The organism is Mobilicoccus caccae, from assembly GCF_030161635.1.
Taxonomy (GTDB): domain Bacteria; phylum Actinomycetota; class Actinomycetes; order Actinomycetales; family Dermatophilaceae; genus Mobilicoccus; species Mobilicoccus caccae.
On record NZ_BSUO01000001.1, the window covers coordinates 3,022,591 to 3,048,110 of the forward strand.

Below are 25,520 nucleotides of genomic sequence, written 5' to 3' on the forward strand. Positions count from 1 at the left end.
TCACCTGGGTGCGGACCGTCGTTCGTGTCGGGCCGGGCTACTTGCCCTGGTTGGCGACCGCCTGGATGGCGCCCTTGGCCGCCTCGGGGTCGAGGTAGGTGCCACCGGGCTCGACCGGCGCCAAGGACTCGTCGAGTTCGTACAGCAGCGGGATACCGGTGGGGATGTTCAGCCCCGCGATGTCCTCGTCGCTGATGCCGTCGAGGTGCTTGACCAGCGCGCGCAGGCTGTTGCCGTGCGCCGCCACGAGGACGACCTTGCCCGACTTGAGCTCGGGCACGATCTCGGCCTCCCAGTAGGGCACGAGCCGCTCGACGACGTCCTTGAGGCACTCGGTCGCGGGGTTCTCGCCGTCGATGTCGGCGTACCGCGGGTCGTCGGCCTGGCTGTACTCGTCACCCGGGTCGATGGGCGGCGGCGGCGTGTCGTAGGAGCGGCGCCAGAGCATGAACTGCTCCTCGCCGAACTCCTCCTTGGTCTGCTTCTTGTCCTTGCCCTGCAGCGCACCGTAGTGACGCTCGTTCAGACGCCAGGACCGCTTGACCGGGATCCAGTGTCGATCGGCCGCGTTCAGCCCGATGTTGGCCGTGGTGATGGCGCGACGCAGCACCGAGGTGAACACGATGTCCGGGAGAATCCCCTTCTCCTGCAGGAGCTCACCGCCGCGAGCCGCCTCGGCTCGCCCCTTGTCGGAGAGGTCGACGTCGACCCAGCCGGTGAACAGGTTCTTGGCGTTCCACTGACTCTCGCCGTGGCGCAACAGCACGAGGGTGTAGGTCATGCGCCCACTCTAGTTCTCGGTGCCCTCAGGGGGCCCATCCGGGCGCGCAGCCTCCGCAGAGGGGGACGTCGGTCCCGCCTCGTCGTCGACCTCCTCGCCGACGCCGGGCTCGTGGGCACTGACGCGGCCACGCTCCTCCTCGTCCTTGGCGAGGATCTCGCGGAAGGGCTCGAGGTTGGCGAGGGACTCCTCGCGCGACACCCGCCACGACCACTCCTTGCGCATCGAGGAGATGAAGCCCAGGACGAGCAGTTCGTTGAACACCTCGTCAGTGGCGGCCAGCACGACCCCGAGGAGCTGGTCGAGGTACTCCTCGTCGACCGCCCCGATGGGCACCTGCCCGGTGACGTAGACGTCGCCGGAGTCGTCGATGGCGTACGCCAGCCCCGGCAGAGCGAGGTTGCGCTGCAGGAGGAACCGGTAGACCGCCACGTGGTTCTCGTCGGGGCGGCGGATGACGAAGGCCGACAGCGACAGCGCGCGCCCACCGGCGATGAGTGAACACGACGTGCGCAGCTTGTTCTCGCCGGGCAGCGTGAGCACGACCTCGCCTGGCCGGGTCCCCTCCTCCACGTCCACCCCCTGCTCCGTGGCGAAGGCGCGGATGATCTCGAGGGCGCGGAGTGACTCGGGCGACGTGGGCATAGGCGTTACCTCGTGGGGAGTCGGGTCGGGTGGTCACGCGCGGGGGCGTGACTCCATGGCCTCACCGTAGACGGCGAGCAAGGAGTTCGCAGTCTCGCCCCAACCGAAGGATGCGGCGTGAATGCGGGCCAGATCGGAGAGTCGGGACCGCTCCGCCGGGTCGTCCAGGAGCCGCTCGAACTCCCGGCTCCAGTCGGCGATGTCGTGGGTCGGGACGAGGACGCCCCCACCGACCGCGGTCGGCAATCCGCCGACGTCGGCGGCCACCACCGGCGTCCCGCACGCCTGCGCCTCGACGGCCACCAGACCGAAGGACTCGTTGTAGGAAGGGACCGCGACGAGGTCGGCGGCGCGGTACCACTGCGCCAACCGTGCCCGCGAGGTGGGCGGGGAGAAGACGACGCGATCGGCGAGCCCCCGCTCGGCGGCGAGGTCCTCCAACCACCGCGGGCGTTCGAGCCCCGACCCGCTCGGACCGCCGAGGATCGCCACCCGCAGCCGCGGGGCGAGGTCGGGTCGCCGCCGGACGAGGTCGGCGACGGCCTCGATGAGCAGATCCGGCGCTTTGAGCGGCTGCACCCGGCCGACGAACACCAGGAGGAGGTCGTCGGCGTCGATCCCCACCTCCGCCCTCGCCGCCGCGACGTCACCGGGGGTGAACACCTCCAGGTCGACCCCGGGATGGACGACGCGGACCCGGTCGGGATCGGCATCGTACAGCTCGATCAACTGCCGCGCCTCGATGTCGGTGTTGGCGACCAGTCGATCGGCGGCCTCGACGACCTGCGCCTCACCGATCTCGCGACCTCTCGGCTCCGGGCGGTCCCCCACCGCGAGGCCGGCGTTCTTGACCCGCGCCATCGTGTGCATCGTGTGCACCAGGGGCACGTGCCAGCGGTCCGCCGCCAGCCACCCCACCTGGCCGGAGAGCCAGTAGTGGGAGTGGACGAGGTCGTAGTGGCCCTCGGGGTGCGCGGCCACCTCGCGCATCACCCCGGCGGTGAAGGCGCACAACTGACCGGGCAGGTCCTCCTTGGACAGGCCGTCGAAGGGTCCGGCGACGATGTGCCGCACGTGCACGCCGGGCACGAGTTCGACCCTGGGATCCACCCGCCGGTCGGTGGCCCGGGTGAAGAGCTCGACCTCGATCCCCCGAGCGGCGAGCTGACGGGCCACCTCGACGACGTACACGTTGAGCCCGCCGGCGTCGCCGGTACCGGGGCGTTCGAGCGGGGAGGTGTGCACCGTGATCATCGCGATGCGCCGCGGGGTGGTCATGTCCTCGTCCTCGGGTCGGTGTGGGGTGCCGGGTCGTCCGTGCGGCGCGGGCCCGAGCCGGGACGGGGTCGTACGGTGGACGCGTGCGCGCCGGACGTCCTGTGGGAGTGGTCACCAGGGGGACGACCGCTCCGAACCGGCTCAGACGCATGGACCGGGCGCTGGCCCACGTGGGTGCGGGGTTGCTGCGTCGTCCCGGCCCGGCTCCCCTCGTGGTGGATCTCGGATACGGCGCGGCGGGCACCACGACGCTGGAGCTGTGGCGCCGGCTCACGCGGATCCGCGCCGACGTCGAGGTCGTGGGTGTCGAGATCGACCCCGCGCGGGTCGCCGCGGCCCGTCCTCTCGCCCGCCCCGGACTCCGTTTCGTCCGAGGCGGATTCGACCTCGCCGGTCTCGACCGTGCCCCGATCCTGATCCGGGCGGCGAACGTCCTGCGTCAGTACGACGAGGGTGAGGTGAAGCCGGCGTGGGAGCTCATGAGTTCCCGCCTCGCTCCCGACGGACTGATCCTCGAAGGCACCTGCGACGAGATCGGCCGGCGCAGCACCTGGGTGTGGCTCGGCGCGGACGGGCCGGTGTCGCTGACCGTGTCGCTCGGCTTCACCGCGATCGAGCGCCCCTCGGACGTGGCCGAACGGCTGCCCAAGGCGCTCATCCACCGCAACGTGCCCGGTGAGCCGGTCCACGCGTTTCTGCAGGCCCTGGACTCGGCCTGGGACCGTCAGGCCCCGTTGGCGTCCTACGGCCGCCGTCAGCGGTTCGTCGCCACCTGCGCCCAGCTGCGGCAGGACGGGTGGCCGCTGATCCACGGGCCGCGCCGATGGCGTCTCGGGGAGATCACCGTGGACTGGCGTGCCGTGGCGCCGCAGACCTGAACGCACCTGCCCGCGTCGGCCTCCCCGTTCGGCCCGCACGTCGTCAGGAACGCTGGTAGTCGTCCTCGATGCGGACGATGTCGTCCTCGTCGAAGTGGCCGTAGCCGACCTCGAGGATGCGAGCCGGCGTGGTGCCGCTGTTGCCCATCCGGTGAACCGCGCCCTGCGGCACCCAGATGAGCTCGCCCTTGACCGCCTGCCACTGACGGTCGTCGACGGTGATGTCCATCGGCGCGTCGTCGAGGACCTGCCACATCTCGGCGCGGTGTTCGTGCGTCTGCAGCGACAGCCGCGATCCCGGCTGCACCGTGATGACCTTGACGGTCACCTGCGTGTTCGTCGTGAAGCTCTGGAACGCCCCCAAGGACGCTCCACGGTGAACACCTCGTCGCGCTTGTCGTCGATGCCGCTCATGTCGATCCGTTCTCCTCCGGCGCTCATGCCTGACTGGGTCGGTGCCGGGGCGACTACTCCCCCAACGAAAGTCCTGTCCTCCCTGGACGATCGACCCGGATTCTATCGGCCCCGGCAGCCACCTTCCGCCCCGGTTCCATGCGTGCGGGGCGAGTCCGGTTCTGTTCGCACTCGCCTCAGTCGGTCTCACCGAGGAACGTCGAGACCAGCTCGCGCACCCAGGATCGGTGACCCCACAGCACGCCGCCGGGCGGGAGGATCTCCAGGCGCGCCTCGGGCAGGACCTCCGCCAGCTCGCGGGCCACGTGCTCGGGGTGTGCGTCGTCGTCCGCCTGCCCGATGACGAGCGTTCGGGCGTTCACCCTGGCGAGCACCGCGCGGTCGGTCAGCGGGACCTCACCGGGCAGGGCCCGCAGCGCCCGCGACACCGGCGTCCCCGACAACAGACGCGCCTGCTCGGCCGCCCACGTGCGCACGGCGGGGCTGTCCCGCTGCGCCCGGGGTTGTTCGCGGACGAGGTGATCGGTGATGCCCTCGACGTCGCGCTCGTCGACGAGGTCGGCCAGGGCGACGAGCCGGGAGAGCGCGGCATCGGTACGGGGTTGGTCGAGCACGGCCGGCAGGACGAAGACCAGCCGCTCGAACCGATCGGGACTCTGCTCCAGCAGCGCGCACATCGCGCCGGCACCCATGCTCACGCCCAGGGCACGCGTCGCCTCGACCCGATCGGCCACGGCACGGAGTTCGGCACCCAGCGCGGGGTAGGTCCAGGCGTTCTCGGGCGCATCGGAGGCGCCGTGCCCGCGGAAGTGCAGGAACGACCGGCGACCGGGGACTCCGGTGGCGAAGGGTCTGGTCGTCGCGATCGACCCGGCGAGTCCGTGGGCGAAGATGCTGCTCGGCGTGCCGGATCCGAGCGACAGGTACTCCAGCGCTCCGAACGGACCGTCGACCCGGGAGGTGGCTCGCGAGAACGACGCGGTCACCACGACCCGTGGGGGCCGGAGCCGCTGGCACCGCCCTTGCGCTTACGTGCGCGGTAGGGCTTGAGCGCCGGCCGGACGTCGGCGAAGTAGACACCGACCGCCACGAGGGCGATGAGGCCGAACATGTTGAGGATGGCGGTGACGCTGACGAACAGCACCGCCAGTGAGATGCCGAGCGCGACGAGCCAGAAGGTCTTGCTCTGCTTGCCCTCCGCCGCGTAGGCACCCTTGTCGTTCATCGCGGCGTCGACGAACGCCCACAGGCCGAACACGAGCCCGGCGATACCGAGGACGAGGACGACCAGGTTCTGTGCCTGCGACAACCACTGCATGCGTCCAGCCTACGGGGTCAGCGCGGCGTGCCCGGACACCTCGGTCCCGTGATGCATGCGGGGCCTCAGACGTCGACGATCACCGTGAAGGGGCCGTCGTTGCACAGTTCGACGCGCATGTCGGCACCGAACCGGCCGGTGGCGACACGCACGCCCCGCTCGCGCAGCCCCTCCGCGACGGCGTCGACCAGGGGCTCGGCGACCGACCCCGGAGCCGCGTCGCTCCACGACGGCCGGCGGCCCTTGACCGTGCGTCCGTACAGCGTGAACTGGCTGACGACGAGGACACCACCGCCCACGTCCTCGACCGACTTCTCCTCCGCCAGGATGCGCAGCTCGGCGATCTTGCGGACCATCGTGGCGACCTCGTCCGGGCCGTCGGTGTGGGTGGCCGCCACGAGGGCGAGGAGGCCGGGACCCTCGACGGCCCCGATCTCCTCACCGGCGACGACGACACGTGCGCCGTCGACGCGTTGGAGGACCGCTCGCATCAGTCGTCGGACTCGACCACGCGGGCCACGTCGGCCGGCGTCGGGACGTCGAGGTGCGGCTGCGAGTCACCTGCCGCCGGGCTCGCAGCGGTCTTCTTGGCCGCCGAGCGCGGAGCGGTCTTCGGCTTCGGCTTCGGCGCGGCGGGTGCCCCCGAGGACGGGGTGGCCGACTTGGAGGCCGACTTCTTGGCCGCCGACGTCGACTTCGCGGCCGATTTCTTGGCGGTCGTCGTCGCGGTGGTGGGCGTGGTGGCCTGGGCAGCCTTGGTGGTGCGCTTGGCGGCCGGCTTGCTCGCGCCCTCGGCCGCCTTGCGCGCCCGCGGCGAGCGACGTGCCGAGGTGGAGGCTCCCGCCTCCACGCCTGCGGCGACGGGCCGCTCGACCTTGGTGCTCTCGGCCTCGCCACCCGCCGGGCTCGTCGAGGTGACGGAGGTGTCGGAGACCGCGGCCGCGCGCACGGCCGCACGGCGCATCGGGCGCGCCTTGATGCGTCCCGGGTGGCTCACGGCGTCGACGACGTGGTTGGCCTCGGTACGAACGACCTCGAGGGTGCGCTCGGCGGTGCGTCCGGCCTCACCGACGGCCTGGCCGGCGAGGTCGCGCCCGCGGCTCACGGTCGCGCCGGCCTGACGCGCGAGGCGACGTGCCTCACGGCGGGCCTTGGCCTCCTCCGCGCGGACGGCCGCATCCCCCTCGTCACGGGCCTTGCGCGCGATCGGCACCACACCGGAGACCGTCTTCTGACCGCGCTCGGTGAACTCCGCGTACCGGCTGCGGACCTCGCCGAACGCCAGGCCGGGGACGCGGGTCGTGCCACGGGCGATGTCGACGACGTCGCCGCGCAGCCTCGACAGCACCGGCGTGGCCTCCCGGGTGGACGGCGTGCCCGCGCCCTCGTCCTTGGCCGAGCCGAGTTCGCGCAGCGCGTTGGCCGTCATCTCGGTGGCTCCGACGAGCGCGTACACCGGCGTCAGGACGGTGGGCTTCTTGGGTGACTTCTTGCGGGACATGGCTCCCCTTTCAGGAGGATCAGGTGTCTGTGTCGGCGGGGCGGGCGGGGTCGCCGCCGCTGCCGGGGTCGGAGGATGTCGTGGCCCCGTCGACGGGACGCCGGGGGACGAACGAGTCGTAGAGGTCGAGCATGATGCCCCGCTGCCGGGCCGTGAGATGCCGGTCGAGCGCGAGGGCCCTGCGCACGTCGACCGCGCTGTTCTCGTGGCTCGCGTCGAGCAGCCCGGCGCGGACGTACAACGACTCGGCCGACACCTGCAGGCCCTTGGCGAGGGAGTTGAGGATCTCGGCGCTGGGGCGACGCAGGCCACGCTCGATCTGCGAGAGGTAGGGGTTGCTGATCCCCGCCGCGGCCGAGAGCTGCCGGACCGACAGCTGGGCGTTCTCGCGCTGCTCACGGACGTATTCCCCGAGGTCGCGCATGCCGGGGACACCGGGCACGTGCGGGGTGAGTCGAGGCATGACCCCAGTGTGCTTGCAGGAGTTAGCAGGTGCAAGCAGGAGTGAGCACGTGTGCGTGGAAGGTGTCCGAGGTCACTCGGCGGTGGGCGCGCAGCGGCGGCGAACCCGGCTCAGGGCGCCACGATCTGCGTCTGCGCCGCCGTCACCGTGGGGGCGTCGTCGACGCCCGCGGTCTCGAGCACGGCGTCCAGCGGCACCGACCGTTTGATGACCGCCAGGCCGATCGGGCCGTCCTCGTGGTGCCGGGCCACGCTGGTGAGACGCCCGACGACCCGGCCACCGGTCACGAGTTCCGTCCCGGCCGTGGGCAGCACGTGACCGGAGCCGTCGAGGTGGCAGAACACCAGACGGCGCGGCGGACGACCGAGGTTGTGCACGCGCGCGATCGTCTCCTGCCCCCGATAGCACCCCTTGTGCAGGTGCACGGCGGTGCGCAGCCAGTCGAGTTCGTGCGGGATCGTGCGGTGGTCGGTCTCCGACCCGAACCGTGGGCGCCAGGCGGCCACCCGCTCGGTCTCCGCCGCCCAGAGCCCGGCCAGATCACGATCACCGACCGCGGAGGCGAGGTCGGCCCGCGGCACGATGAGTTCGCGCCACGCCCGCCCGGTCGCGGGGTGGCCCTCGGCGGGGCCGTACAGGGCGGTGTCGCCCACCGGCCCCGGCCACGGATCGACCCAGGCCAGAGGTTCGCCCGGTTGCGACGGCTCACCGATCGCCTCACCGAGCACCGCGTAGTCGGTGCTCACGTCGGCGATCTCGACGCGGAGCATGAACCGCATCTTCTCGAGGAACTCCACCAACGGCGGCGCCGAACCCGGCTCGACGGTGATCCATGCCCGCTCCCCGTCGTCGACGAGGTGCAGCGCGTTCTCGATGTGGCCCTTGGGCGAGAGCAGCAGGGTCTCGGCGCCCACGCGGGGCGCGAGACCGGTGAGCTGCTGGGTGGTGAGCGAATGCAGCCAGCTCAGCCGGTCGGGACCGCTCACGGTGACGACGCCCCGATGGGAGAGGTCGACCACCGCCAGCCCCTGGGCGAGGAGCCGCTGCTCACGGACCGGGTCGCCGTAGTGGGCGGCGACCGCGGCGTCGCGACCCGAGCCGGGGACGGCGCCGGGCCGGTCGAGCAGCGGCGAGAGCTGGGTCTGGGAGTCGGTCACCTCTCCACCCTACGGAAGGCTCACCCGACCCTGGAGAGCTGGGCCGACAGGTGGCTGGTGAGCGGGTGCCCCTCGGCGGCCATGTCCATCACCCACATGAGCTTGTTCTCGACCAGGCCGTACATGCGCGTGGCCGCGGTGTACTCCCGGGCGGCCGGGCTGCGCATGACGCCGTCGGTGCGCAGGTTGAGCACGGGGCGCTTCTCCTCGCGCTCACCGGCGTACATCTCGACGATGCCGGTCGGGTGGGCCAGCAGCAGTTCGATCTCGCCGCCCTCGAGGACGCGGAAGAACCCGACCTCGCGGGCCAGGGGCTTCTCGATCGAGCCGTCCTCGGCCAGCAGGAACGCGCGGCTGTCGACCTCGAGGAACGGGCGGGTGTCGTGGCTGATCGTCAACTCCTGCCCGAAGTTGCGCGACTCCATGTCGGGGTAGCCGACGACGCCCACTCCCTCCCAGCGACCGACCATCCAGGCCAGGGGGGCGACGGCGGGGTTGATCGTGGCATCGAGCTCGAACGGCATGGTGCGTCCTTTCGGAGGATGAGTCTGATCTGCATGTCTGGTTGGGCGGGTCACCCGAGGGGCACGTCCACGAGCCAGGCGAGCCCGTAGGCGACGGCGCCGGTGCACAGCACCGATCCCGCGGCCGAGGCGAGCTGGGCGCGACGTCCCCACAACGAGGGAAGGACCGACTGGATCTGGCGGATGGCGTAACTCGCGCCTCCCGCGATCCCGCCGGCAAGAGCGACGACGGGCAGGTCGGAGCTGCCGAACATGGTGTGGACGACCACGGCGACGACGGCTCCGAGAAGCACCGAGGCCAGCGCGCACGACACGGCGATGATCCCGCGCGGCACCCGCCCGAGCCCGATGTCCGCCAGCGTCGCGGCGGCGGTGGCGGCCATGACCGCGGTGACCGCGTCACGGCCCGCGTCGGCGGTGACGAGCGGCACCAGGCAGACGGCCGAGCTGAGCAGGGCGACGCCCGCGGCACTGGCGGACACCGACTCGACCAGTCGAGGACGCGCGTCACGCCGCACGAGTTGATGCACGAAGGTGGCGATCATCGCCACGGCGACGGCCGCCGGCAGCCATTCGAGGGTGGTACGCGGCCGCACCATCGCCGGGACGAGCAGCACCACCACCGCGATGAGCTGGACGATCGTGGTGCCACGTGGGCTGGGCAGCCGCAGCAGCGACACCCACCCGATGGCCAACATCGTCATCGGCACCGCGAGCCCCACCACCGTGAGCGCCGTCGAGCCGGTGTGGGCGACGGCTCCCAGAGCGGCGGCGATGAGGCACGCCACGATCGACACCGACGGACGCCAGGGACGACGCGGCGGCCGGGGTCGGCCGGAGACGGGACGACCGGCCGGGCTCTGCCCCTGCCCCTGCCCCGGCTGCTGACGGATGCCGCTCACGAGCCCATCCTGTCAGCCACCGGCGAAGGGGGCAGGATCTCGACCGTGGCCCCGGGCGGCACCTCCACCTCACCTCGCGCGGGGACGCCCTCCACGAGGATCGACGCCACGCTCAGGACGGGGGCGAGTTCGGGGTGGGCGGCCTCCGCCGCGCCGAGGATGTCGGCGACGCTGCCGGCCTCGACGTCCTCGGACTCGACACCGGCCGCCGCGGCGGCAGCGGCCCAATAGCGCAGGGTGACAGTCACAGGGCCCACCTTCTCAGGACGGGCGCTCCCGGTGCCAACCCACCGTCGGACAGCTCTCCTTGCGGCGCAGTCCGGGACTCGGGGGCGCCGACCTTACAGTGAGGTCATGGCCTGCGTGGTGCTCCTTTCCGGCGACTCCGCCGACGACGCGCTCCCCTCGCTCGCCCTGCTGACCCACGACGTGCGCGTCCTGGCGCCCGATCTCTCGGCGCTGACCGACGTCCCGGGTGGGACCGTCGTGCTCGTCGACGCCCGCACGCGTCTGGCCCAGGCCCGCACCCTGTGCATCAGCGCCGCGGCCACCATGCCCGACCTCCCGCTCGTCGGGGTCGTCACCGAAGGGGGCTGACGGCGGTCACCGCGGACTGGGGCCTCACCGACGTCGTCCTCCCGGAGGCGGGGCCGGCCGAACTCGACGCGAGGATCCGCCTCGCGGCCGCGCGCGGCGCCGGGCCGGTGCAGCAGCGTGACCCCGAGCCCCCGCCCGGCGACCTGCTCATCGACGCCTCGGGCTACACCGCGCGACTCAAGGGACGCCCCCTCGACCTCACGTACAAGGAGTTCGAACTCCTCAAGTACCTCGCCTCCTCACCGGGGCACGTGTTCACCCGCGCGCAGATCCTCGAGGAGGTCTGGGGGTACGACTACTACGGTGGCACTCGCACCGTCGACGTCCATGTGCGCCGCCTGCGGGCCAAGCTCGGCCCGGAGTCCGAAGGACTGATCGGCACGGTGCGCAACGTCGGTTACCGCTACGCCAGCGCCTGAGGAGGGCCCCATGGATCCCCGCATCGTCGAGACCCTCGCTCCGGAGGTCGCCGCCGCGGTGCGCGCGGCGGCGGAGGACGTCCGGCGGCACGACGGGGTCGCGGCCCTGTCCGAGCAGACCCTGCTCCACCTCGACGCGCCCGCCGGCGAGCACCGGCACGTCCTCGCGGTCGACGGTGACCAGCTCGTCGGATACGCCCATCTGGACCACACCGGCGTCGAACCGGGCGTCGAGATCCTCGTCGTCCCCTCACACCGACGCCGCGGCGTCGCGACGTCCCTCTGGTCGAGGGTCACCTCCCTCGCGCCGACGGCCCGGGTCTGGGCCCACGGCGACCTGGCGGAGGCGCGCGGCTGGGCGGGCGCCACCGGACTCGTCGTGGTCCGCGAACTCCTGCAGATGGCAAGGCCACTCGCGGGTCTGGCCGACGTGGGCGTCGACCTGCCGCCCGGGTACGGCGTCCGCACCTTCACCCCCGCCGACATCGACGCCTGGGTGAGGATCAACGGCCGGGCCTTCGCCGATCACCCCGAGCAGGGGCGCGTCACCGCCGACGACGTGCGGGCGCGGATGCGCGAGGACTGGTTCGACCCCGAGGGGTTCTTCCTCGTCGACGGGCCCGACTCCCTCGCGGCGTTCCACTGGACCAAGACCGCCGACGGCGAGGGCGAGGTCTACGTGGTCGGCGTCGATCCCGATCAGCAGGGCAAGGGACTCGGCAAGGCGGCGACCCTGCTCGGTCTGCGCCACCTCGCCCGCCGCGGACTGCCGCGCGTCACGCTCTACGTCGACGGCGACAACACGGCCGCACTCGCCACCTACGAACGGCTCGGTTTCGAGCGGTCCGCGATCGACGTGATGTACGGGAGCTGAACCCCGCCGGGAGGAGCTCCGACGGGGCGGCGAACCGGCCTCCGATCGTGCAAACATGGTGCGCATGACAGCCAAGAGTGGGCAGGCCGAGAAGGTCGACGAGCTCGAGAACGCCGACAGGGCCGCGAGCGACGGCACGAAGGCTGCGCCTGTGGAGACCTCGATCACCGGCGAGACGAGTTCGGTTGCGGGAGCGCGTCCCCGGGCCGCCAACGGCAGGTTCCTCCCCACCGGCGAGGCGCAGCAGGGTCAGTTCCCGGAAGACCGCTTCCTCGACCGCGAGATCTCCTGGCTCCAGTTCAACGAGCGGGTCCTGCAACTGGCCGCCGACCCCGATCTGTACCTGCTCGAGCGCGCGCGCTTCCTGTCGATCTTCGCCAGCAACCTGGACGAGTTCTTCATGGTGCGCGTCGCCGGTCTGAAGCGGCGGATCGCCACCGGACTCGCCGTCCGTTCGGCCTCCGGCCTGGAGCCGCGTGAGCTGCTCGACCGCATCTACTCGACGGCGCAGCGGCTCATGGCCACGCAGGCCCGCATCTTCAAGGAGCAGGTGCGTCCCGCCCTCGCCGAGGACGACATCCGCGTCGTCGAGTGGGAGGACCTCTCGGAGGACGAGCGCGCCACGCTCAGTACGTGGTTCGACGAGCAGGTCTTCCCGGTGCTCACGCCGCTGGCGGTCGACCCGGCCCATCCGTTCCCCTACATCTCGGGCCTGTCCCTCAACCTCGCCGTCGTGCTGGAGAACCGCAAGACCGGCACCGAGCACTTCGCGCGCCTCAAGGTGCCGCCGCTGCTCCCGCGTCTGGTGTCGATCCCGGAGGAGGACGGCGAGGACCTGTACGCCGCACGGTTCGTGCCGGTGGAGGAGATCATCGCCGCGCACCTCGACGAGCTGTTCCCGGGCATGATCGTGCGGGCGCACTTCACCTTCCGCGTGACGCGCAACGAGGACCTGGAGGTCGAGGAGGACGACGCGGAGAACCTGCTCGCCGCCCTCGAGAAGGAACTCACCCGACGTCGCTTCGGGCCGGCGGTCCGCCTCGAGATCGACGACCGCATGGACGACCACGTGCTGCAACTGCTCATCCGCGAGCTCGGCGTCAGCCACCGCGAGGTGTTCCGGTTCGCGGCTCCCCTGGACCTCAAGAGCCTGTCGGCCATCGCCGATCTCGACCGCACCGAGCTCAAGTACCCGCCGTTCGTCCCCCGCACCCACCGCGACCTCAAGCGGGTCGAGAGCGCCAAGGCCGCCGACATGTTCGCGGCCATCCGCGCCAAGGACGTGCTGGTCCAGCACCCCTACGACTCGTTCTCCACGTCGGTGCAAGCGTTCGTCGAGCAGGCCGCGGCCGACCCCAAGGTCGTCGCCATCAAGCAGACGCTCTACCGCACCAGCGGCGACTCCCCCATCATCGACGCCCTCATCTCGGCCGCCGACGCCGGCAAGCAGGTTCTCGCGGTCGTCGAGATCAAGGCGCGGTTCGACGAGCAGAACAACATCGACTGGGCCCGCAAGCTCGAGCACGCCGGTGTCCACGTGGTGTACGGCGTCGTCGGTCTCAAGACGCACTGCAAGCTCTCGCTCGTCGTGCGTCAGGAGACCAGCGGCCTGCGGCGGTACTGCCACGTCGGCACCGGCAACTACCACCCCAAGACCGCTCGGCTGTACGAGGACTTCGGCCTCTTCACGTGCGACCCGCGCGTCGGTGAGGACCTGACCAAGCTGTTCAACCAGCTGTCCGGGTGGGCGCCGCGCAGCAAGTTCTCGCGACTGCTGGTCGCGCCCTCCTCGATCCGCTCCGGTCTCATCGACCGTATCGACGAGCAGATCGAGCTGGCGAACGCCGGCAAGGAGGCCTACGTCGGGTTCAAGGTCAACTCGATCGTCGACGAGACGATCATCGACAACCTCTACCGCGCCTCCCGGGCCGGGGTGAGGGTCGACGTGCTCGTGCGCGGCATCTGCGCGCTGCGGCCCGGCGTCGAAGGGCTCTCGGAGAACATCCGCGTCCGCTCCATCCTCGGTCGCTTCCTCGAGCACTCGCGCGTCTTCGTGTTCGGGCCGGACGGCGAGAACGGGGTCTACATCGGCAGCGCCGACATGATGCACCGCAACCTCGACCGTCGCGTCGAGGCGCTGGTCCGCATCACCGACCCGGGACACATCTCCGATCTGGTCGGCATCCTCGACCGGGGGATGAGCGATGAGTACTCCAGTTGGCACCTGGCGGGCGACGGGCGCTGGACGCGCCACCACCGGGGTGAGGACGGCGAGCCTCTGACCGACCTGCAGTCCGTCCTCATCGAGGAGCACGCCGCACGACGTCGCGACCGTCGATCCTGACACCACCGTGACGACGACACCGGCCGCGGGAACCATCCCGTGGCGCAAGCACGCCGGTCGCCTCGAGGTCGCGCTCGTCCACCGACCCAAGTACGACGACTGGGCCTGGCCCAAGGGCAAACTCGACCCGGGCGAGGAGTGGACGGCCGCCGCCGTCCGCGAGACGTGGGAGGAGACCGGGCTTCGCGTCCGACTCGGGCGTCCCCTGCCGACGAGCCGGTATCGCCTGGCCCGCGGTGAGAAGAAGGAGGTCCGCTACTGGGCCGCCGAGGTCACCGGTGGGCACGGCCGGCTGGAGAACGAGATCGACGAACTCCGGTGGGTCACACCGGGCCAGGCGCGCAGACTCCTCACCTACGACCGCGATCTCGACCAGCTCGAGGCCCTCACCGGCGGGCCGTTGCACACCCGCACGGTCATGGTGGTCCGGCATGCCCTGGCGGTGCCTCGCAAGCAGTGGGACGGTGACGACGACCGCCTCCGCCCCCTCAACGAGAAGGGTCACGAGCGCTCGGCCGCCCTCGTCCCGGTGTTCGCCGCCTACGACCTGACCCGCGTCGTCAGCTCCCCGTCGGTGCGGTGCGCCGACACGATGCGGCCCTACCTCGAGGAGGCGGGAGACCAGGTGTCGACCACCTGGAGCACGCCCCTGTCCGAGGAGGGTTTCGAGGAGCATCCCCACCGGCTCGCCAAGGCCGTGACGGGCGGCCTCGAGGGCACCGAGCCGGTCGCCCTGTGCAGCCACGGGCCGGTCCTGCGCACCCTGCTGGACCGGGTCCACACCCATTTCCGCACCCCGGGCAAGGCGGTCAAGCGCACTCTACGTGCCACCCAGCGCGAGAACCTCGACAAGGGAGAGGCGCTGGTCTTCCACGTCACGGTCGGTTCGAAGCCGGCGATCATCGCCGTCGAACGGCACCGTCCGTGACGTGAAACTCGGCTGGGAACATCGCCCGCCCTCTGTTACGTTCGACAGCGTGTGCCGGGCCGCGGCAGCCCCGGGTCCCAACATCAGCCGCTACGAGCGGCCACGCGCCGTGAGGCGCTCCCGGCCCGGCACACACCACTCCCCCGAACTCGCCCCAGCGTCATCATGGCGCCCGGCAGATCCACCTCGAACCGTGGGTGAGGGCGAGACAGCAGCGCGTGCGTGGCTGTCTCAGACGGTTCCTACTGTGTGAGGTGGGGTTGGAGCGCGTCGTCGTCCGCGGGAGAGGTGGGCGCGTGAGGCTCGGCACACGAGGACTCGGCGCACGGGGCCTCGGAGCCGTGGGGCTCGGCCGCGTGGAGTTCGGCGTCGTCCTCGGCCATGGACCGCGCACGACGGCCCGGGCCCTTCCAGTCGCACCGTGCACACGCTCCGTGGGCGAACGAGCCCACCTCGGTCGTCGGGTACGAGCGACCCGTCTCGACGTTCACCTCTGCGGCATGACGCCGAAACCAACCGAATACGGACACGGGCCCAACTCCTGACCTCACCAACCAGACGCGCTCAGAGTAGACCTGGACGATCGTCCGGTGGTCGTGATCTCAGATACGTCGAACGCCGGTCCCGAGGTGCGGGACCGGCGTCGCTGACGTGCGCTTTGGTGCGTGGATCCGAAACCGACCGGGCGACGATCGAGTTGGTGATTCAGGAGCCGCGATCGTCCGATGGATCAGCCGAACCGGCCGGAGATGTAGTCCTCCGTCGCCTTCTGGCTCGGGTTGTTGAACACCTTGTTCGTGTCGTCGAACTCCACGAGCTGCCCCGGCTTGCCCGTGCCCTCGATGTTGAAGAACCCTGTCCGGTCGGACACACGCGCAGCCTGCTGCATGTTGTGCGTCACGATGACGATCGTGTAGTTCTCCTTGAGTTCCTGGATGAGGTCCTCCACCGCGAGCGTGGAGATCGGGTCCAGCGCCGAGCAGGGCTCGTCCATGAGGACGACGTCGGGCTTGACCGCGATCGTGCGGGCGATGCACAGGCGCTGCTGCTGACCACCGGACAGCCCCGAGCCCGGCTTGTCGAGGCGGTCCTTGACCTCGTTCCACAGGTTGGCGCCCCGCAGCGAGGTCTCCACCAGCTCCTCGGCGGCCTTCTTGCTGATCCGACGGTTGTTGAGCTTGACGCCGGCAAGCACGTTCTCGGCGATCGACATCGTGGGGAACGGGTTGGGCTTCTGGAACACCATGCCGACCTTGCGGCGCACGAGCACCGGGTCGACGCCCTTGCCGTAGATGTTGTCGCCGTCGAGGATCACGTCGCCCTTGCAGTAGGCGCCGGGGATCACCTCGTGCATGCGGTTGAGCGACCTGAGGAAGGTCGACTTGCCACAGCCCGACGGGCCGATGAGCGCCGTGACGGTGCGCGGCTCGATGAAGACGTCGACGTCCTTCACCGCGAGGAAGTCGCCGTAGTAGATGTTGAGGTTCTTGACGTCGATGCTCTTCGACATGGTGGTTCAGCTGTCCTTCCGGGACGAGGTCGTTGACGAGGGTGCCGAGGTCAACGCCCGGCCTTGGGTGCGAACAACTTCGAGATCACCCGCGCGATGATGTTGAGGCCCATGACGATGAGCATGAGGACGAGCGCAGCGGCCCACGCGCGGTCCAGAAACGGCTCCGGCGGGATGCCCGGCGTGGCGTACTGGTAGTACGAGAACACCGGCAGGGTCGCCATGCGTCCGCTGAAGGGATTCGCGTTGTAGCTGGTCGTGATGCCGACCGTGACGAGCAGAGGCGCCGTCTCGCCGATGACGCGGGCGATCGCCAGCGTGACACCGGTGGCGATACCGGCCAGCGCGGTCGGCAGGACGACCTTGACGATGGTCAACCACTTGGGCACGCCGAGGGCGTAGGCCGCCTCGCGCAGGTCGTTGGGGACGATGCGGAGCATCTCCTCGGTGCTGCGAACCACGGTCGGGATCATGAGCACAGCCAGCGCGGTGGCACCGATGATGCCCGCGCGGGCGCCGGGCCCCATGAACAGCACCCACAGCGCGTAGGCGAACAGGCCGGCAACGATCGAGGGGATGCCCGTCATCACGTCGACGAAGAACGTGAGTGCCCGGGCAAGCCGATTCTTCTGGCCGTACTCGACGAGGTAGATCGCGGCGAGGATGCCGATGGGGATCGCGACGACCGAGGCGATGGCCGTGACGATGAGCGTGCCCTGGATGGCGTGGTAAGCTCCGCCGCCCTCACCGACGATGCCGCGCATCGTCAGGGTGAAGAACTCGACGTCGAACCGTTCGGCGCCCTTGCGGACGACCTCGATGAGCACCGAGACGAGCGGGATGAGCGCCAGCGCGAACATCGTCGTCACGACGCCCGTGACCAGGCGGTCGAGAGCGTGGCGGGAGCCCTCGGTCGCCCGCGAGGCGGCGTAGATCGTCACGCAGTAGATGAGGGCCGCCAGGACGACGATGCCGACCTGGTTGAACCCCCATCCGAGGAGGAAGGAGAGGGCGAACCCGGCGGCGATGGCCCCGAGGCCGATGGCACGCCGGATGGTCGGACTCAACGTGCCGTGTGCCAGCGTGCCCCCGGAGGCCCCGGAGGCGCCGGTCTTCGTGGCGCCGGACTGGGCGGTGGAACCGCTCGTGGACTCGGGCATCTGGCGCGCCTTCATGTGGTCGTCGGTACGAGTCATGTCAGTTCGCTCCCGAGAACTCGGAACGCCGGGAGACGATCCACCGGGCGATCATGTTCACGGCCAGCGTCACCGCGAAGAGCACGAGGCCCGAGGCGATGAGCACGTTTGTGCCCAGGCCGCTGGTCTCCGGGAACTGCAGGGCGATGTTGCCGGCGATCGTTCCGGGGTTGCTGTTGCTGACGAGGTCCAGCGAGATGCCGCCGGACATCGACAGGATGATGGCGACCGCCATGGTCTCGCCGAGCGCGCGTCCGAGGCCGAGCATCATGCCCGAGACGATGCCGGACTTGCCGAACGGCAGCACGGACATCTGGATCATCTCCCACCGCGTGGCGCCGAGGGCGAGAGAGGCCTCCTCGTGCAGGCGCGGCGTCTGGAGGAAGACCTCACGGTTCACGGCCGTCATGATCGGCAGGATCATCACGCCGAGGACGATCGCGACGGTGAACATCGTGCGGCCGGTGACGCTGGCGTCGGAGGAGAAGAACGGGAGGAACCCGAGGTTGTCGGCCAACCAGGCCGTCACCGGGTAGGCGGCGGGCGCCAGCACGTACACGCCCCACAGGCCGAAGATCAGCGAGGGGACGGCCGCCAGCAGGTCGACGAGGTAGCCGAGCGCCTGCGCCAGCTTGCGCGGCGCGTAGTGGGTGATGAACAGGGCGATGCCGATGGCGAGCGGGGTCGCGATGAGCAGCGCCCAGAAGGCCGAGTAGACCGTGCCGAACAGCAGCGGGGCGATGTAGGCCACCAGGCCTTTGCCGCCGGTGATCTGCTCGGCGGGGGCCACGAGAGCCGGCCAGGCCTGCCACAACAGGAACCCGGCGACACCCGCCAGCGAGGCGAGGATGAGGATGCCGGACCCGATCGAGGCGCCCGCGAAGATGCGGTCACCCGGACGGGACACCGCCTTCGGTGGCGAACCGGCTGTCTGCGTAGTCACGAAAGTCTCTCTCTTGACGGGGTGCAGGAATCTGGCGGGCCGTCAGGCCTCTCCGGTGATCGCACTTCGGTCCGGCCCACCCGGAGCGGGTGAGCCGGACCGAGGTCGTGCTGCGTTGTGATGACGCCGCGCGGATCAGCCGGCCGAGATGGCGTTGATGCCCTTCATGCCGTTCTCGCGAGCGGTGTTCGAGATCGGGGCGGAACCCGCGGCCTCGGCGGCGGCCTTCTGGCCGTCCTCGCTGACGGTGTAGGACAACCACGCCTTGACGAGGTCGGCCGTCTTCTGGTCGCTGTACTTGGTGCAGGCCAGGGTGTAGGCGGCGAGCACGATGGGGTAGGTGCCACCCTCGGTGGTGTCGCGCTTGAGGTCGATCGCGAAGTCGTACTGCGACTTGCGGTTCGGGGCCTTCTCGGAGGCGTCGATGACCTTGGCCGCGGCCTCGGGGCTGTACTCGACGAACTCCTCGCCGACCTTGACCTTGGCGGTCTTGAGGTCGCCGACCTGGCTGGCGTCGGCGTAACCGATCGTGCCGTCACCGGCGTTGATGGCCTGGACGACACCGGAGGTGCCCTTGGCTGCCTCGCCACCCTGGATCGGCCAGTTGCCGTCGGCCTCGTTCGTCCACTCCTTGGGAGCGGCCTTGTTGAGGTAGTCGGTGAAGTTCTCGGTGGTGCCCGACTTGTCGGAACGGTGAACCGGGGTGATGTTGGTGGCCGGCAGCTGCGCGCCCGGGTTGTCGGCGGCGATGGCCGGGTCGTTCCACGTGGTGATCTTGCCGGAGAAGATCTTGGCGATGGTGGGCGCCGAGAGCTGGAGGTTGTCGACACCCTGGACCTTGTAGGCCAGGGCGATCGGGGAGATGTAGGCCGGGAACTCGATGAGCTCACCGCAGGTGGCCGGGACCTTGCCCTGCTCCTCCTCGTCGAGGTAGGCGTCCGAGCCGGCGAACTGCACGGCGCCCGCGAGGAACTGCTCGCGGCCGGCGCCGGAGCCCTGGGGGTCGTAGTTGACCGTCGCGTCGGGGTTGGCCCCCTCGAACTTGGCCTTCCACGCCTCGACCGCCGCGGCCTGGGAGCTGGCTCCGACCCCGGAGATCGTGCCGGAGACGCCGGCCGAGGTGGCCCCACCGGTGGCGCCGCCGTTCTGAGCCGGCTGCTCGTTGGCAGGCGCACCACAGGCGGTGAGTGAGAAAGCGAGAGCGAGAGTGGCCGGCAGTGCGACCCGGCCGAAGGTGGTGCGCTTCACGTCTACAAGACCTTTCGAAGGTTGATGCTCGAAGTGGACGATCCGCGAGTCTCGGCATCCACATTCCGAAGGGCGTACATGGCGACGTTAAGGGGGGCGGTGACCAACCATCTCCCCCCAGGTGAACGAGACGTGAACGCAGGCAGGACACTCGTCCGACGTGTGAGGTGCGTCTCGCCAGCGCCTCACCAGGCGGGATAGTCCTTCAGACCAGGGACTCGCGCCGCCACAGCGAGGCGCACACCTCGAGGTCGTCGGCCATCGTCGCGATCTGCGCTGCGCCACTGGCCAACCCGCGCACGGCCAGGGACTCGATGGGCCGGATGTCGTCGCGCGAGGCACGTCCGGCGGCGATGACGCGGCAGAACGCGGCGGCCCGGTCGAGGGCGCCGTCGAGGTCGCCTTCGAAGACGCCGGTGAGCACCGAGTCGGCGAGCTGTCGCACCTCTTCGGGGCCGGGCGGGGTGGCGACGCCGGCGATCGCTCCCGACACCTGGGCGAAGATCAGCCCGTCACGGTAGTCGGCACTGGCCCCGACCGCGTCGCGCCGCACCCACTCGCGCAGGACGTACAGGCGCCACAGCGCTCCGGGGAGGCTGCGGGCCGGCCGCTCCGACCACAACTCCGCGACCGTGGTCAGCCCGACCTCGTCGACGAGCGCGACGAGGCGGGCCGTGAGCTCGGGGTCGCGCCGGGCCCGGCCCGTGCGCACGACGATGGCCGCGGTCTCGTGCGCGACCTGCATGATGACAGCCGGGTCGAGGCTCTCCTGCGCGAAGGAGTCGAGCGCCGCGGCGTCCAGCATCACCGGACGCCGGGGCCGGGGGCGGTCATCGGGACATCACTCGGAGGCCGGGCCGACGATGACGACCGAGTTCGGGACGAGGTGGAGCATCCCGTCGGCCATCGTCGTGGTCGCGTCGAGGGCGAGCAGGACGACCGCGTTGCCGCCGGCGCCGGTCATGTCGATGTCGACGTTCTCCCCCGAGAGGTTGACCGCGACGCGATGCTTGCCGCGCACGACGATCAGTGAGCCGTCGACCGGCCCCGGTTCGACGCCGACGGCGGTGAGATCGCCCGAGGAGAGGTCCGGGCGCGCGCGCCGCAACGCCAGCAGCGCGCGGTACCAGCCGAGCATCCGCTCGTGCTCGCCCTCGTCGACCTCGTCCCACGCCAGGGTCGACGCCTCGACCGTCGAGACGGCCTGCGGGTCCGGGACGTCGTCCTCGGTCCAGCCGTGGGTGGCGAACTCGCGCCGACGACCGCTGCGGACCGCCTCGGCGAGGTCGGGATCGGTGTGGTCGGTGAAGTACTGCCACGGGGTGGACGCGGCCCATTCCTCGCCCATGAAGAGCATCGGGGTGTACGGGCTCGTCAAGAGCAGCGCGGCACCGACGGCCAGGCGGCGGAAGGGCACCGTCGCGGCCAGGCGGTCGCCGGAGCGGCGGTTGCCCACCTGGTCGTGGGTCTGGAGCGAGGCGACGAACGCCGAGCCGTCGACGAGCTCGGGGTCGACGGGACGACCGTGCGTGCGACCACGGAACGTCGAGTAGGTGTCGACGTGGAAGAACGGGCTGGTGAGCACCGTCTCCAGCGCGTGCGGAGCGGCGAAATCGCCGTAGTAGCCCTGGGATTCGCCCGTCAGCGCCACGTGCAGGCCGTGGTGGACGTCGTCGGCCCACTGGGCGTGCAGGCCGAGTCCGCCGCGCTCGCGGGCGGTGACGGTGCGCGGGTCGTTGCGGTCGCTCTCGGCGATGAGGTGGATCGTGCGACCGCTCTCCTCGGCGAAGTCGTCGACCGCGGTGGAGAACTCCTCGAGGATGTGCAGGGCACGCTCGTCGTGCAGTTCGTGGACGGCATCCAGGCGCAGGGCGTCGAGGCGGTAGTCGCGGACCCACGACATCACGTTGTCCACGAGGTAGGCGCGCACGACGTCGCTGTGCTCGCCGTCGAGGTTGATCGCCGAACCCCAGGGCGTGTGGTGGCGATCGGTGAAGTACGGGCCGTAGGCGAGCAGGTAGTTGCCGTCGGGGCCGAGGTGGTTGTGCACCACGTCGAGCGCGACCGCCAACCCCCGCCGGTGCGCGGCGTCGACGAACCGCTGCAGCGCGGCCGGGCCGCCGTAGGGCTCGTGGACCGAGAACGGCGCCACGCCGTCGTATCCCCACCCGTGGATGCCGGGGAAGGAGGCGACGGGCATGAGCTCGACGGTGTCGACGCCAAGTTCGACGAGATGGTCGAGCTTCTCGATGGCCGAGTCGAGGGTGCGCCCCGGGGTGAACGTGCCGACGTGCAGCTCGTAGATCGTGGAGCCGCGCAGGTCGACGCCCGACCAGTCACCCGCCGTCCACTCGAAGGTGTCGAGGTCGACCACGGCGGCGCGGCCGTGCGGGCCGTCGGGCAGGCGGCGGGCCGCCGGGTCGGGCAGCACCGGGCCTCCGTCGAGGCTGTAGCCGTACCGAGCGCCCTCTGGCGCGGGCAGACGCACGGTCCACCAGCCGTCGGGCAGCGGCTCCATGTCGTGGCGCACGTCGTCGAGCTCGATCTCGACGCGTTCCTGCGCGAACGGCGCCCAGACGGTGAATTCACGGACGTCTCCGCGGCGGACTCCTGCTGCGGCGATCGAGGGGATCTGGCTCATGGGACTTCCTGCTGGACGGGCATGGGACGGGCGGATCGTGGCGGGTGGACGACCGGGGTGGCGGTCGGCACCGTGAGGCCGGTCATCGTTGCACGAGGACGGCGACGGGGCGACGCGAGAAGAGTTCGGCCAGGAGCCGCTCCCCGCCGGTGTGGGTCTCGCCGGTGAGGACGTCGGTCCACTCCCCTCGCCCAGGGTGACCGTGGCCTGCCCCCAGCCGCCGGCGGCGGACAGGCGGGCCGGCGCGCGGGTCACGAGGACGGTCACCGCTCCCTTGCCACCGCGACCGAACGCGCTGCCGAGGAAGGTTCCCGAGTGCGTGCGGGTGAAGCCGACGACGTGCTCACCGGCCGCGGAGATCGGGGCGTAGGCGGAGTTGTCGCCGAACAGCTCGGGCGAGTCACGGCGCAGACGCAACAGCGTGGAGGTGACCAGGAGCTTCTCGGCGTCGAGCGGGCTGGATCCGGCGACCTCCGGCAAGCCGGCCTCGACTCCGGCGGCGTCGAGCTCGGCGAGCAGCACCGAGCGCCGTTCGTAGTCGACCGGGCGGCGGTTGTCGGGGTCGACGAGGGAGAGGTCGACGATCTCGCACCCCTGGTAGGTGTCGGGGACACCCGGCAACGTCAGCGCGAGCACCTTCTGCGCGAGCACCGTGGCCCGCACCCCCTCGGCGTGCTCCTCCAGCGCGGCGTCGACCGCGTCGTGCAGACGTCCGTCGGTGCGCAGCTTGGCCGCGAACGCGACGACGCGGCGCTCGTACTCCTCGTCGCCGTCGACCCAGGCGGTGTGCTGCTTGGCCTCGCGCAACGCCTTGAGCAGGTACTCCTCCAGTCGGTCGTCGCCGATGTCGCCGACGCCGAGGATCGTCTGCCAGAGCAGGTGGGCCGTCGGGGTGTCGATGCCGAACTCCTCGGCCTGCTCCCGGCTGATCGCCGAGCACGTGGCCCACGCCTGAGCGTCACCGGCCACGGCGAGCAGGCGGGCGCGGACGTCCTCGCTGCGCTTGGTGTCGTGGGTGGACAGCGCGATCATGCCGATCGGCCAGTCCTGCTGCTGCCGGTCCGCCCACTCGTGCAGCACCGCCGGCGAGCCGTGGTCGAGCAGTTCGGGGTCGCCGCCGACCTCGTTGAGCGCGATCAGGCGGTGCCAGCGGTAGAACGTCGTGTCCTCGATGCCCTTGGCCATGACCGGGCCCCACGTCTGCTGCAGACGCACCGAGAAGTCGACGGCGGCGGGGTGGTCGTCGTCCTCGGCGATGGTGAGGGCGCTGAGCTCGCGCAGTTCGGGCTCGAGATCGGGGCGGGAGTCCAGCGCCGCGACGAAGGCCGAGGTGAGGCGCTCCCGCGCGATCGGGCTGAGGCGCTCGTCCGGGCGCACGTACGCGCGGTAGACCTCACCCGCGACGAGGAGTTCGACGATCGCGGCGCGCAGGCGCTCGGGGTCGTGCTCGGGGAGCACCTCGCGGGCACGGCGCGTCAGGCGCTCGACCTCGGGGCCGAGTGACTGCGCCACGACCTGGCGCTTGGCCGCGTCGACGGCCTCGGTCACGGTGTGTTCGCCGCCGGCCTCGTCCCAGCAGCGCGTGATGGCCTCGGCCACGACCGGGTCGGAGTCGACGAGCGCGGCGGTGATGGCCCGCATGCCGTCGTAGCCCGTCGTGCCGGCGGAGCGCCAACTCGTCGGGAGCGCCTCGTCGCCCTCGAGGATCTTCTCGACCCACACGGGCGTGCCGCGACGGGTGGCCTTGTCGAGCTGCTCCAGGTAGCCGGCGGGGTCGGCCAGGCCGTCCGGGTGGTCGATGCGGAAGCCGTCGATGAACCCCTGCCGGTGCAGGTCGAGCAGCAGCGCGTGCGTCGCCTCGAACACCTCGGGGATCTCCACGCGCACCGCGATGAGCGAGTCCACCTCGAAGAAGCGGCGGTAGTTGAGGACCGTCTCCTTGTCGCGCCAGGAGGCGAGGCGGTAGTGCTGTCGGTCGAGGACGTCGCGCACGCTCGTCTCGGCGTCGCCCTCGGTGCCCAGCGCCACGGGCAGGACGTGCTCGTAGTACCGGATGACGGGGGCGGTGTGCCCGTCGAGGTCGATCTCGTCCAGGGTGATCTCGCCGTTGTCGAGGACCTCGTCGAGGTCGGCACCGAGGATCGGCAGACCGATCCGGCCGCCGCCGGCCTTCCAGTCGATGTCGAACCACTCGGCGGTGCTGGCGTCACGACCGTCGCGCAGGACCTCCCACAACGGGCGGGCCAGGTGCTCGGGGGCGACCAGCGCCATGTGGTTGGGGACGACGTCGACGACGATCCCGAGTCCGTACTCCTTGGCGGCCTCCGCGAGCCGCTCGAACGCGACCCGGCCACCCAGGTCTTCGGAGACGCGGGTGTGGTCGACGACGTCGTATCCGTGCATCGAGCCCTGCGCCGCCTGCAGGATCGGCGAGAGGTACAGGTGGGAGACCCCGAGCGAGGCCAGGTAGGGGAGGATCTGCCCGGCGTCGTCGAACCCGAAACCCTCGTGCATCTGCAGTCGGTAGGTACCGGTGACGTTCATGGCGGAGCGGCTCCCTCAGGCAGGCACAGCGCACCCGGCCGGACGCGCCCGACCCACGGTACTGGCCCCCGGAATCCGCGCTCGACGGCCCGTGGCCCCTACTGCGGCGGACGATGCGCGCGGGGAGCGCCGAAACTCCTCGGTCCTTTTCAGGGCTCCCGCCGCTCGCCCTGCAGCGAGTGGAGCAGGTCAAGCAGCTGGCTCCAGCGACCCCGCATCTGCGAGAGGTCGTCGGGGATCTCGTCGATGGCCGCGTGCGCGGCGCGCTCACGCAGGGCCGCGACCTCCTGGCCGAGCAGCTCGTAGGTCTTCTCGATCTCGGCGACGAGTTCGTCGAGGGCGCCGTGCGGGTCCTGGCGGGGGTCGATGCTCATCATGTCCTCGGGATCGGATCGGGATCGGTTCGGGCCGTGGT

General features: G+C 70.8%; 24 protein-coding genes and 1 pseudogene. 5 read left to right on the forward strand and 20 right to left on the reverse strand.

From position 1 onward, the window contains the following. Positions 1-37 precede the first annotated feature (37 nt). Genes QQK49_RS14785 through mshA form a run of 3 tightly spaced genes read right to left on the reverse strand, consistent with a single transcriptional unit; the run spans position 38 to position 2,704 of the window. Positions 38-781, reverse strand: coding sequence for a phosphoglyceromutase (locus tag QQK49_RS14785; RefSeq protein ID WP_284304594.1), 744 nt, complete (start codon positions 779-781; stop codon positions 38-40). A 9-nt stretch (positions 782-790) separates the two neighbouring features. Beyond that, positions 791-1,426, reverse strand: a complete 636-nt coding sequence (locus QQK49_RS14790) for a type III secretion system chaperone family protein (RefSeq protein ID WP_284304595.1) — start codon at positions 1,424-1,426, stop codon at positions 791-793. A gap of 33 nt (positions 1,427-1,459) precedes the next feature. Continuing rightward, entirely contained in the window at positions 1,460-2,704 is a 1,245-nt protein-coding gene (mshA, locus tag QQK49_RS14795) for a D-inositol-3-phosphate glycosyltransferase (RefSeq protein ID WP_284304596.1), read from the reverse strand. 149 nt (positions 2,705-2,853) lie between these two features. On the opposite strand from mshA, the gene QQK49_RS14800 reads away from it, so the two are divergent. Continuing rightward, positions 2,854-3,582: a class I SAM-dependent methyltransferase gene (locus tag QQK49_RS14800; protein ID WP_284304597.1), complete on the forward strand. Its 729-nt coding sequence runs from the start codon at positions 2,854-2,856 to the stop codon at positions 3,580-3,582. 43 nt (positions 3,583-3,625) lie between these two features. On the opposite strand, the gene QQK49_RS14805 is transcribed toward QQK49_RS14800, so the two are convergent. The 10 genes from QQK49_RS14805 to QQK49_RS14850 form a co-directional block, all read right to left on the reverse strand. Then, positions 3,626-3,946, reverse strand: a complete 321-nt coding sequence (locus QQK49_RS14805) for a phosphomannose isomerase type II C-terminal cupin domain (protein ID WP_284304598.1) — start codon at positions 3,944-3,946, stop codon at positions 3,626-3,628. Positions 3,947-4,172: 226 nt separating this feature from the next. Then, a complete protein-coding gene (locus QQK49_RS14810; RefSeq protein WP_284304599.1) occupies positions 4,173-4,982 on the reverse strand; it encodes an alpha/beta fold hydrolase in 810 nt (269 codons plus the stop codon). Further along, positions 4,979-5,314, reverse strand: a complete 336-nt coding sequence (locus QQK49_RS14815) for a DUF2516 family protein (RefSeq protein ID WP_284304600.1) — start codon at positions 5,312-5,314, stop codon at positions 4,979-4,981. Before QQK49_RS14815 ends, QQK49_RS14810 begins: the two co-directional genes overlap by 4 nt. A gap of 65 nt (positions 5,315-5,379) precedes the next feature. Beyond that, complete coding sequence (dtd, locus tag QQK49_RS14820; RefSeq protein WP_284304601.1) at positions 5,380-5,805, reverse strand: D-aminoacyl-tRNA deacylase; 426 nt, start codon at positions 5,803-5,805, stop codon at positions 5,380-5,382. After that, positions 5,805-6,815 carry a hypothetical protein gene (locus tag QQK49_RS14825; protein WP_284304602.1) on the reverse strand — a complete coding sequence of 337 codons (1,011 nt, stop codon included), beginning with the start codon at positions 6,813-6,815 and terminating at the stop codon, positions 5,805-5,807. The genes dtd and QQK49_RS14825 overlap by 1 nt, the downstream gene beginning before the upstream one ends. Before the next feature lie 19 nt (positions 6,816-6,834). Next, positions 6,835-7,278: a helix-turn-helix domain-containing protein gene (locus tag QQK49_RS14830; protein WP_284304603.1), complete on the reverse strand. Its 444-nt coding sequence runs from the start codon at positions 7,276-7,278 to the stop codon at positions 6,835-6,837. Between the two features lie 110 nt (positions 7,279-7,388). Next, the gene (ygfZ, locus tag QQK49_RS14835; protein ID WP_284304604.1) at positions 7,389-8,435 is read right to left on the reverse strand and encodes a CAF17-like 4Fe-4S cluster assembly/insertion protein YgfZ; all 1,047 of its coding nucleotides are present in this window, start codon (positions 8,433-8,435) and stop codon (positions 7,389-7,391) included. Positions 8,436-8,455: 20 nt separating this feature from the next. Then, on the reverse strand, positions 8,456-8,959 hold the full coding sequence (locus QQK49_RS14840; protein WP_284304605.1) for a heme-binding beta-barrel domain-containing protein: 504 nt from the start codon (positions 8,957-8,959) through the stop codon (positions 8,456-8,458). 50 nt (positions 8,960-9,009) lie between these two features. After that, positions 9,010-9,861, reverse strand: a complete 852-nt coding sequence (locus QQK49_RS14845; protein ID WP_284304606.1) for a hypothetical protein — start codon at positions 9,859-9,861, stop codon at positions 9,010-9,012. Continuing rightward, positions 9,858-10,109, reverse strand: coding sequence for a MoaD/ThiS family protein (locus QQK49_RS14850; protein WP_284304607.1), 252 nt, complete (start codon positions 10,107-10,109; stop codon positions 9,858-9,860). The genes QQK49_RS14845 and QQK49_RS14850 overlap by 4 nt, the downstream gene beginning before the upstream one ends. 106 nt (positions 10,110-10,215) lie before the next feature. On the opposite strand from QQK49_RS14850, the pseudogene QQK49_RS14855 reads away from it, so the two are divergent. The 4 genes and pseudogenes from QQK49_RS14855 to QQK49_RS14870 all read left to right on the forward strand — a co-directional run bounded on the left by QQK49_RS14855 (position 10,216) and on the right by QQK49_RS14870 (position 15,023). After that, positions 10,216-10,877: pseudogene (locus tag QQK49_RS14855) on the forward strand (winged helix-turn-helix domain-containing protein). Between the two features lie 10 nt (positions 10,878-10,887). Next, on the forward strand, positions 10,888-11,751 hold the full coding sequence (gene mshD, locus QQK49_RS14860) for a mycothiol synthase (RefSeq protein WP_284304608.1): 864 nt from the start codon (positions 10,888-10,890) through the stop codon (positions 11,749-11,751). Between the two features lie 64 nt (positions 11,752-11,815). After that, the gene (locus tag QQK49_RS14865) at positions 11,816-14,095 is read left to right on the forward strand and encodes an RNA degradosome polyphosphate kinase (protein WP_431310593.1); all 2,280 of its coding nucleotides are present in this window, start codon (positions 11,816-11,818) and stop codon (positions 14,093-14,095) included. 7 nt (positions 14,096-14,102) lie between these two features. Then, entirely contained in the window at positions 14,103-15,023 is a 921-nt protein-coding gene (locus QQK49_RS14870; RefSeq protein ID WP_284304610.1) for an NUDIX hydrolase, read from the forward strand. A 730-nt stretch (positions 15,024-15,753) separates the two neighbouring features. Here QQK49_RS14870 and pstB read toward each other — a convergent pair. The 7 genes from pstB to QQK49_RS14910 all read right to left on the reverse strand — a co-directional run bounded on the left by pstB (position 15,754) and on the right by QQK49_RS14910 (position 25,482). Continuing rightward, positions 15,754-16,533: a phosphate ABC transporter ATP-binding protein PstB gene (gene pstB, locus QQK49_RS14875; protein WP_284304611.1), complete on the reverse strand. Its 780-nt coding sequence runs from the start codon at positions 16,531-16,533 to the stop codon at positions 15,754-15,756. Positions 16,534-16,583: 50 nt separating this feature from the next. Further along, entirely contained in the window at positions 16,584-17,729 is a 1,146-nt protein-coding gene (pstA, locus tag QQK49_RS14880) for a phosphate ABC transporter permease PstA (protein WP_284304612.1), read from the reverse strand. A 1-nt stretch (position 17,730) separates the two neighbouring features. Next, the gene (pstC, locus tag QQK49_RS14885; protein ID WP_284304613.1) at positions 17,731-18,672 is read right to left on the reverse strand and encodes a phosphate ABC transporter permease subunit PstC; all 942 of its coding nucleotides are present in this window, start codon (positions 18,670-18,672) and stop codon (positions 17,731-17,733) included. A 135-nt stretch (positions 18,673-18,807) separates the two neighbouring features. After that, positions 18,808-19,920, reverse strand: a complete 1,113-nt coding sequence (gene pstS / locus QQK49_RS14890; RefSeq protein WP_284304614.1) for a phosphate ABC transporter substrate-binding protein PstS — start codon at positions 19,918-19,920, stop codon at positions 18,808-18,810. Positions 19,921-20,125: 205 nt separating this feature from the next. Further along, positions 20,126-20,725, reverse strand: coding sequence for a hypothetical protein (locus QQK49_RS14895; protein ID WP_284304615.1), 600 nt, complete (start codon positions 20,723-20,725; stop codon positions 20,126-20,128). A gap of 36 nt (positions 20,726-20,761) precedes the next feature. After that, a complete protein-coding gene (treY, locus tag QQK49_RS22870) occupies positions 20,762-25,105 on the reverse strand; it encodes a malto-oligosyltrehalose synthase (protein ID WP_348536200.1) in 4,344 nt (1,447 codons plus the stop codon). 149 nt (positions 25,106-25,254) lie between these two features. Next, positions 25,255-25,482: a hypothetical protein gene (locus QQK49_RS14910; protein WP_284304617.1), complete on the reverse strand. Its 228-nt coding sequence runs from the start codon at positions 25,480-25,482 to the stop codon at positions 25,255-25,257. Positions 25,483-25,520 lie beyond the last annotated feature (38 nt).

Bases quoted from the DNA above. Each gene is read 5' to 3' on its own strand.
- QQK49_RS14785 (WP_284304594.1), bottom strand. From the start codon at position 781: ATGACCTACACCCTCGTGCTGTTGCGCCACGGCGAGAGTCAGTGGAAC.
- QQK49_RS14790 (WP_284304595.1), bottom strand. From the start codon at position 1,426: ATGCCCACGTCGCCCGAGTCACTCCGCGCCCTCGAGATCATCCGCGCC.
- mshA (WP_284304596.1), bottom strand. From the start codon at position 2,704: ATGACCACCCCGCGGCGCATCGCGATGATCACGGTGCACACCTCCCCG.
- QQK49_RS14800 (WP_284304597.1), top strand. From the start codon at position 2,854: ATGGACCGGGCGCTGGCCCACGTGGGTGCGGGGTTGCTGCGTCGTCCC.
- QQK49_RS14815 (WP_284304600.1), bottom strand. From the start codon at position 5,314: ATGCAGTGGTTGTCGCAGGCACAGAACCTGGTCGTCCTCGTCCTCGGT.
- dtd (WP_284304601.1), bottom strand. From the start codon at position 5,805: ATGCGAGCGGTCCTCCAACGCGTCGACGGCGCACGTGTCGTCGTCGCC.
- QQK49_RS14825 (WP_284304602.1), bottom strand. From the start codon at position 6,815: ATGTCCCGCAAGAAGTCACCCAAGAAGCCCACCGTCCTGACGCCGGTG.
- QQK49_RS14830 (WP_284304603.1), bottom strand. From the start codon at position 7,278: ATGCCTCGACTCACCCCGCACGTGCCCGGTGTCCCCGGCATGCGCGAC.
- QQK49_RS14840 (WP_284304605.1), bottom strand. From the start codon at position 8,959: ATGCCGTTCGAGCTCGATGCCACGATCAACCCCGCCGTCGCCCCCCTG.
- mshD (WP_284304608.1), top strand. From the start codon at position 10,888: ATGGATCCCCGCATCGTCGAGACCCTCGCTCCGGAGGTCGCCGCCGCG.
- QQK49_RS14865 (WP_431310593.1), top strand. From the start codon at position 11,816: ATGACAGCCAAGAGTGGGCAGGCCGAGAAGGTCGACGAGCTCGAGAAC.
- pstB (WP_284304611.1), bottom strand. From the start codon at position 16,533: ATGTCGAAGAGCATCGACGTCAAGAACCTCAACATCTACTACGGCGAC.
- pstA (WP_284304612.1), bottom strand. From the start codon at position 17,729: ATGACTCGTACCGACGACCACATGAAGGCGCGCCAGATGCCCGAGTCC.
- QQK49_RS14895 (WP_284304615.1), bottom strand. From the start codon at position 20,725: ATGCTGGACGCCGCGGCGCTCGACTCCTTCGCGCAGGAGAGCCTCGAC.
- treY (WP_348536200.1), bottom strand. From the start codon at position 25,105: ATGAACGTCACCGGTACCTACCGACTGCAGATGCACGAGGGTTTCGGG.
- QQK49_RS14910 (WP_284304617.1), bottom strand. From the start codon at position 25,482: ATGATGAGCATCGACCCCCGCCAGGACCCGCACGGCGCCCTCGACGAA.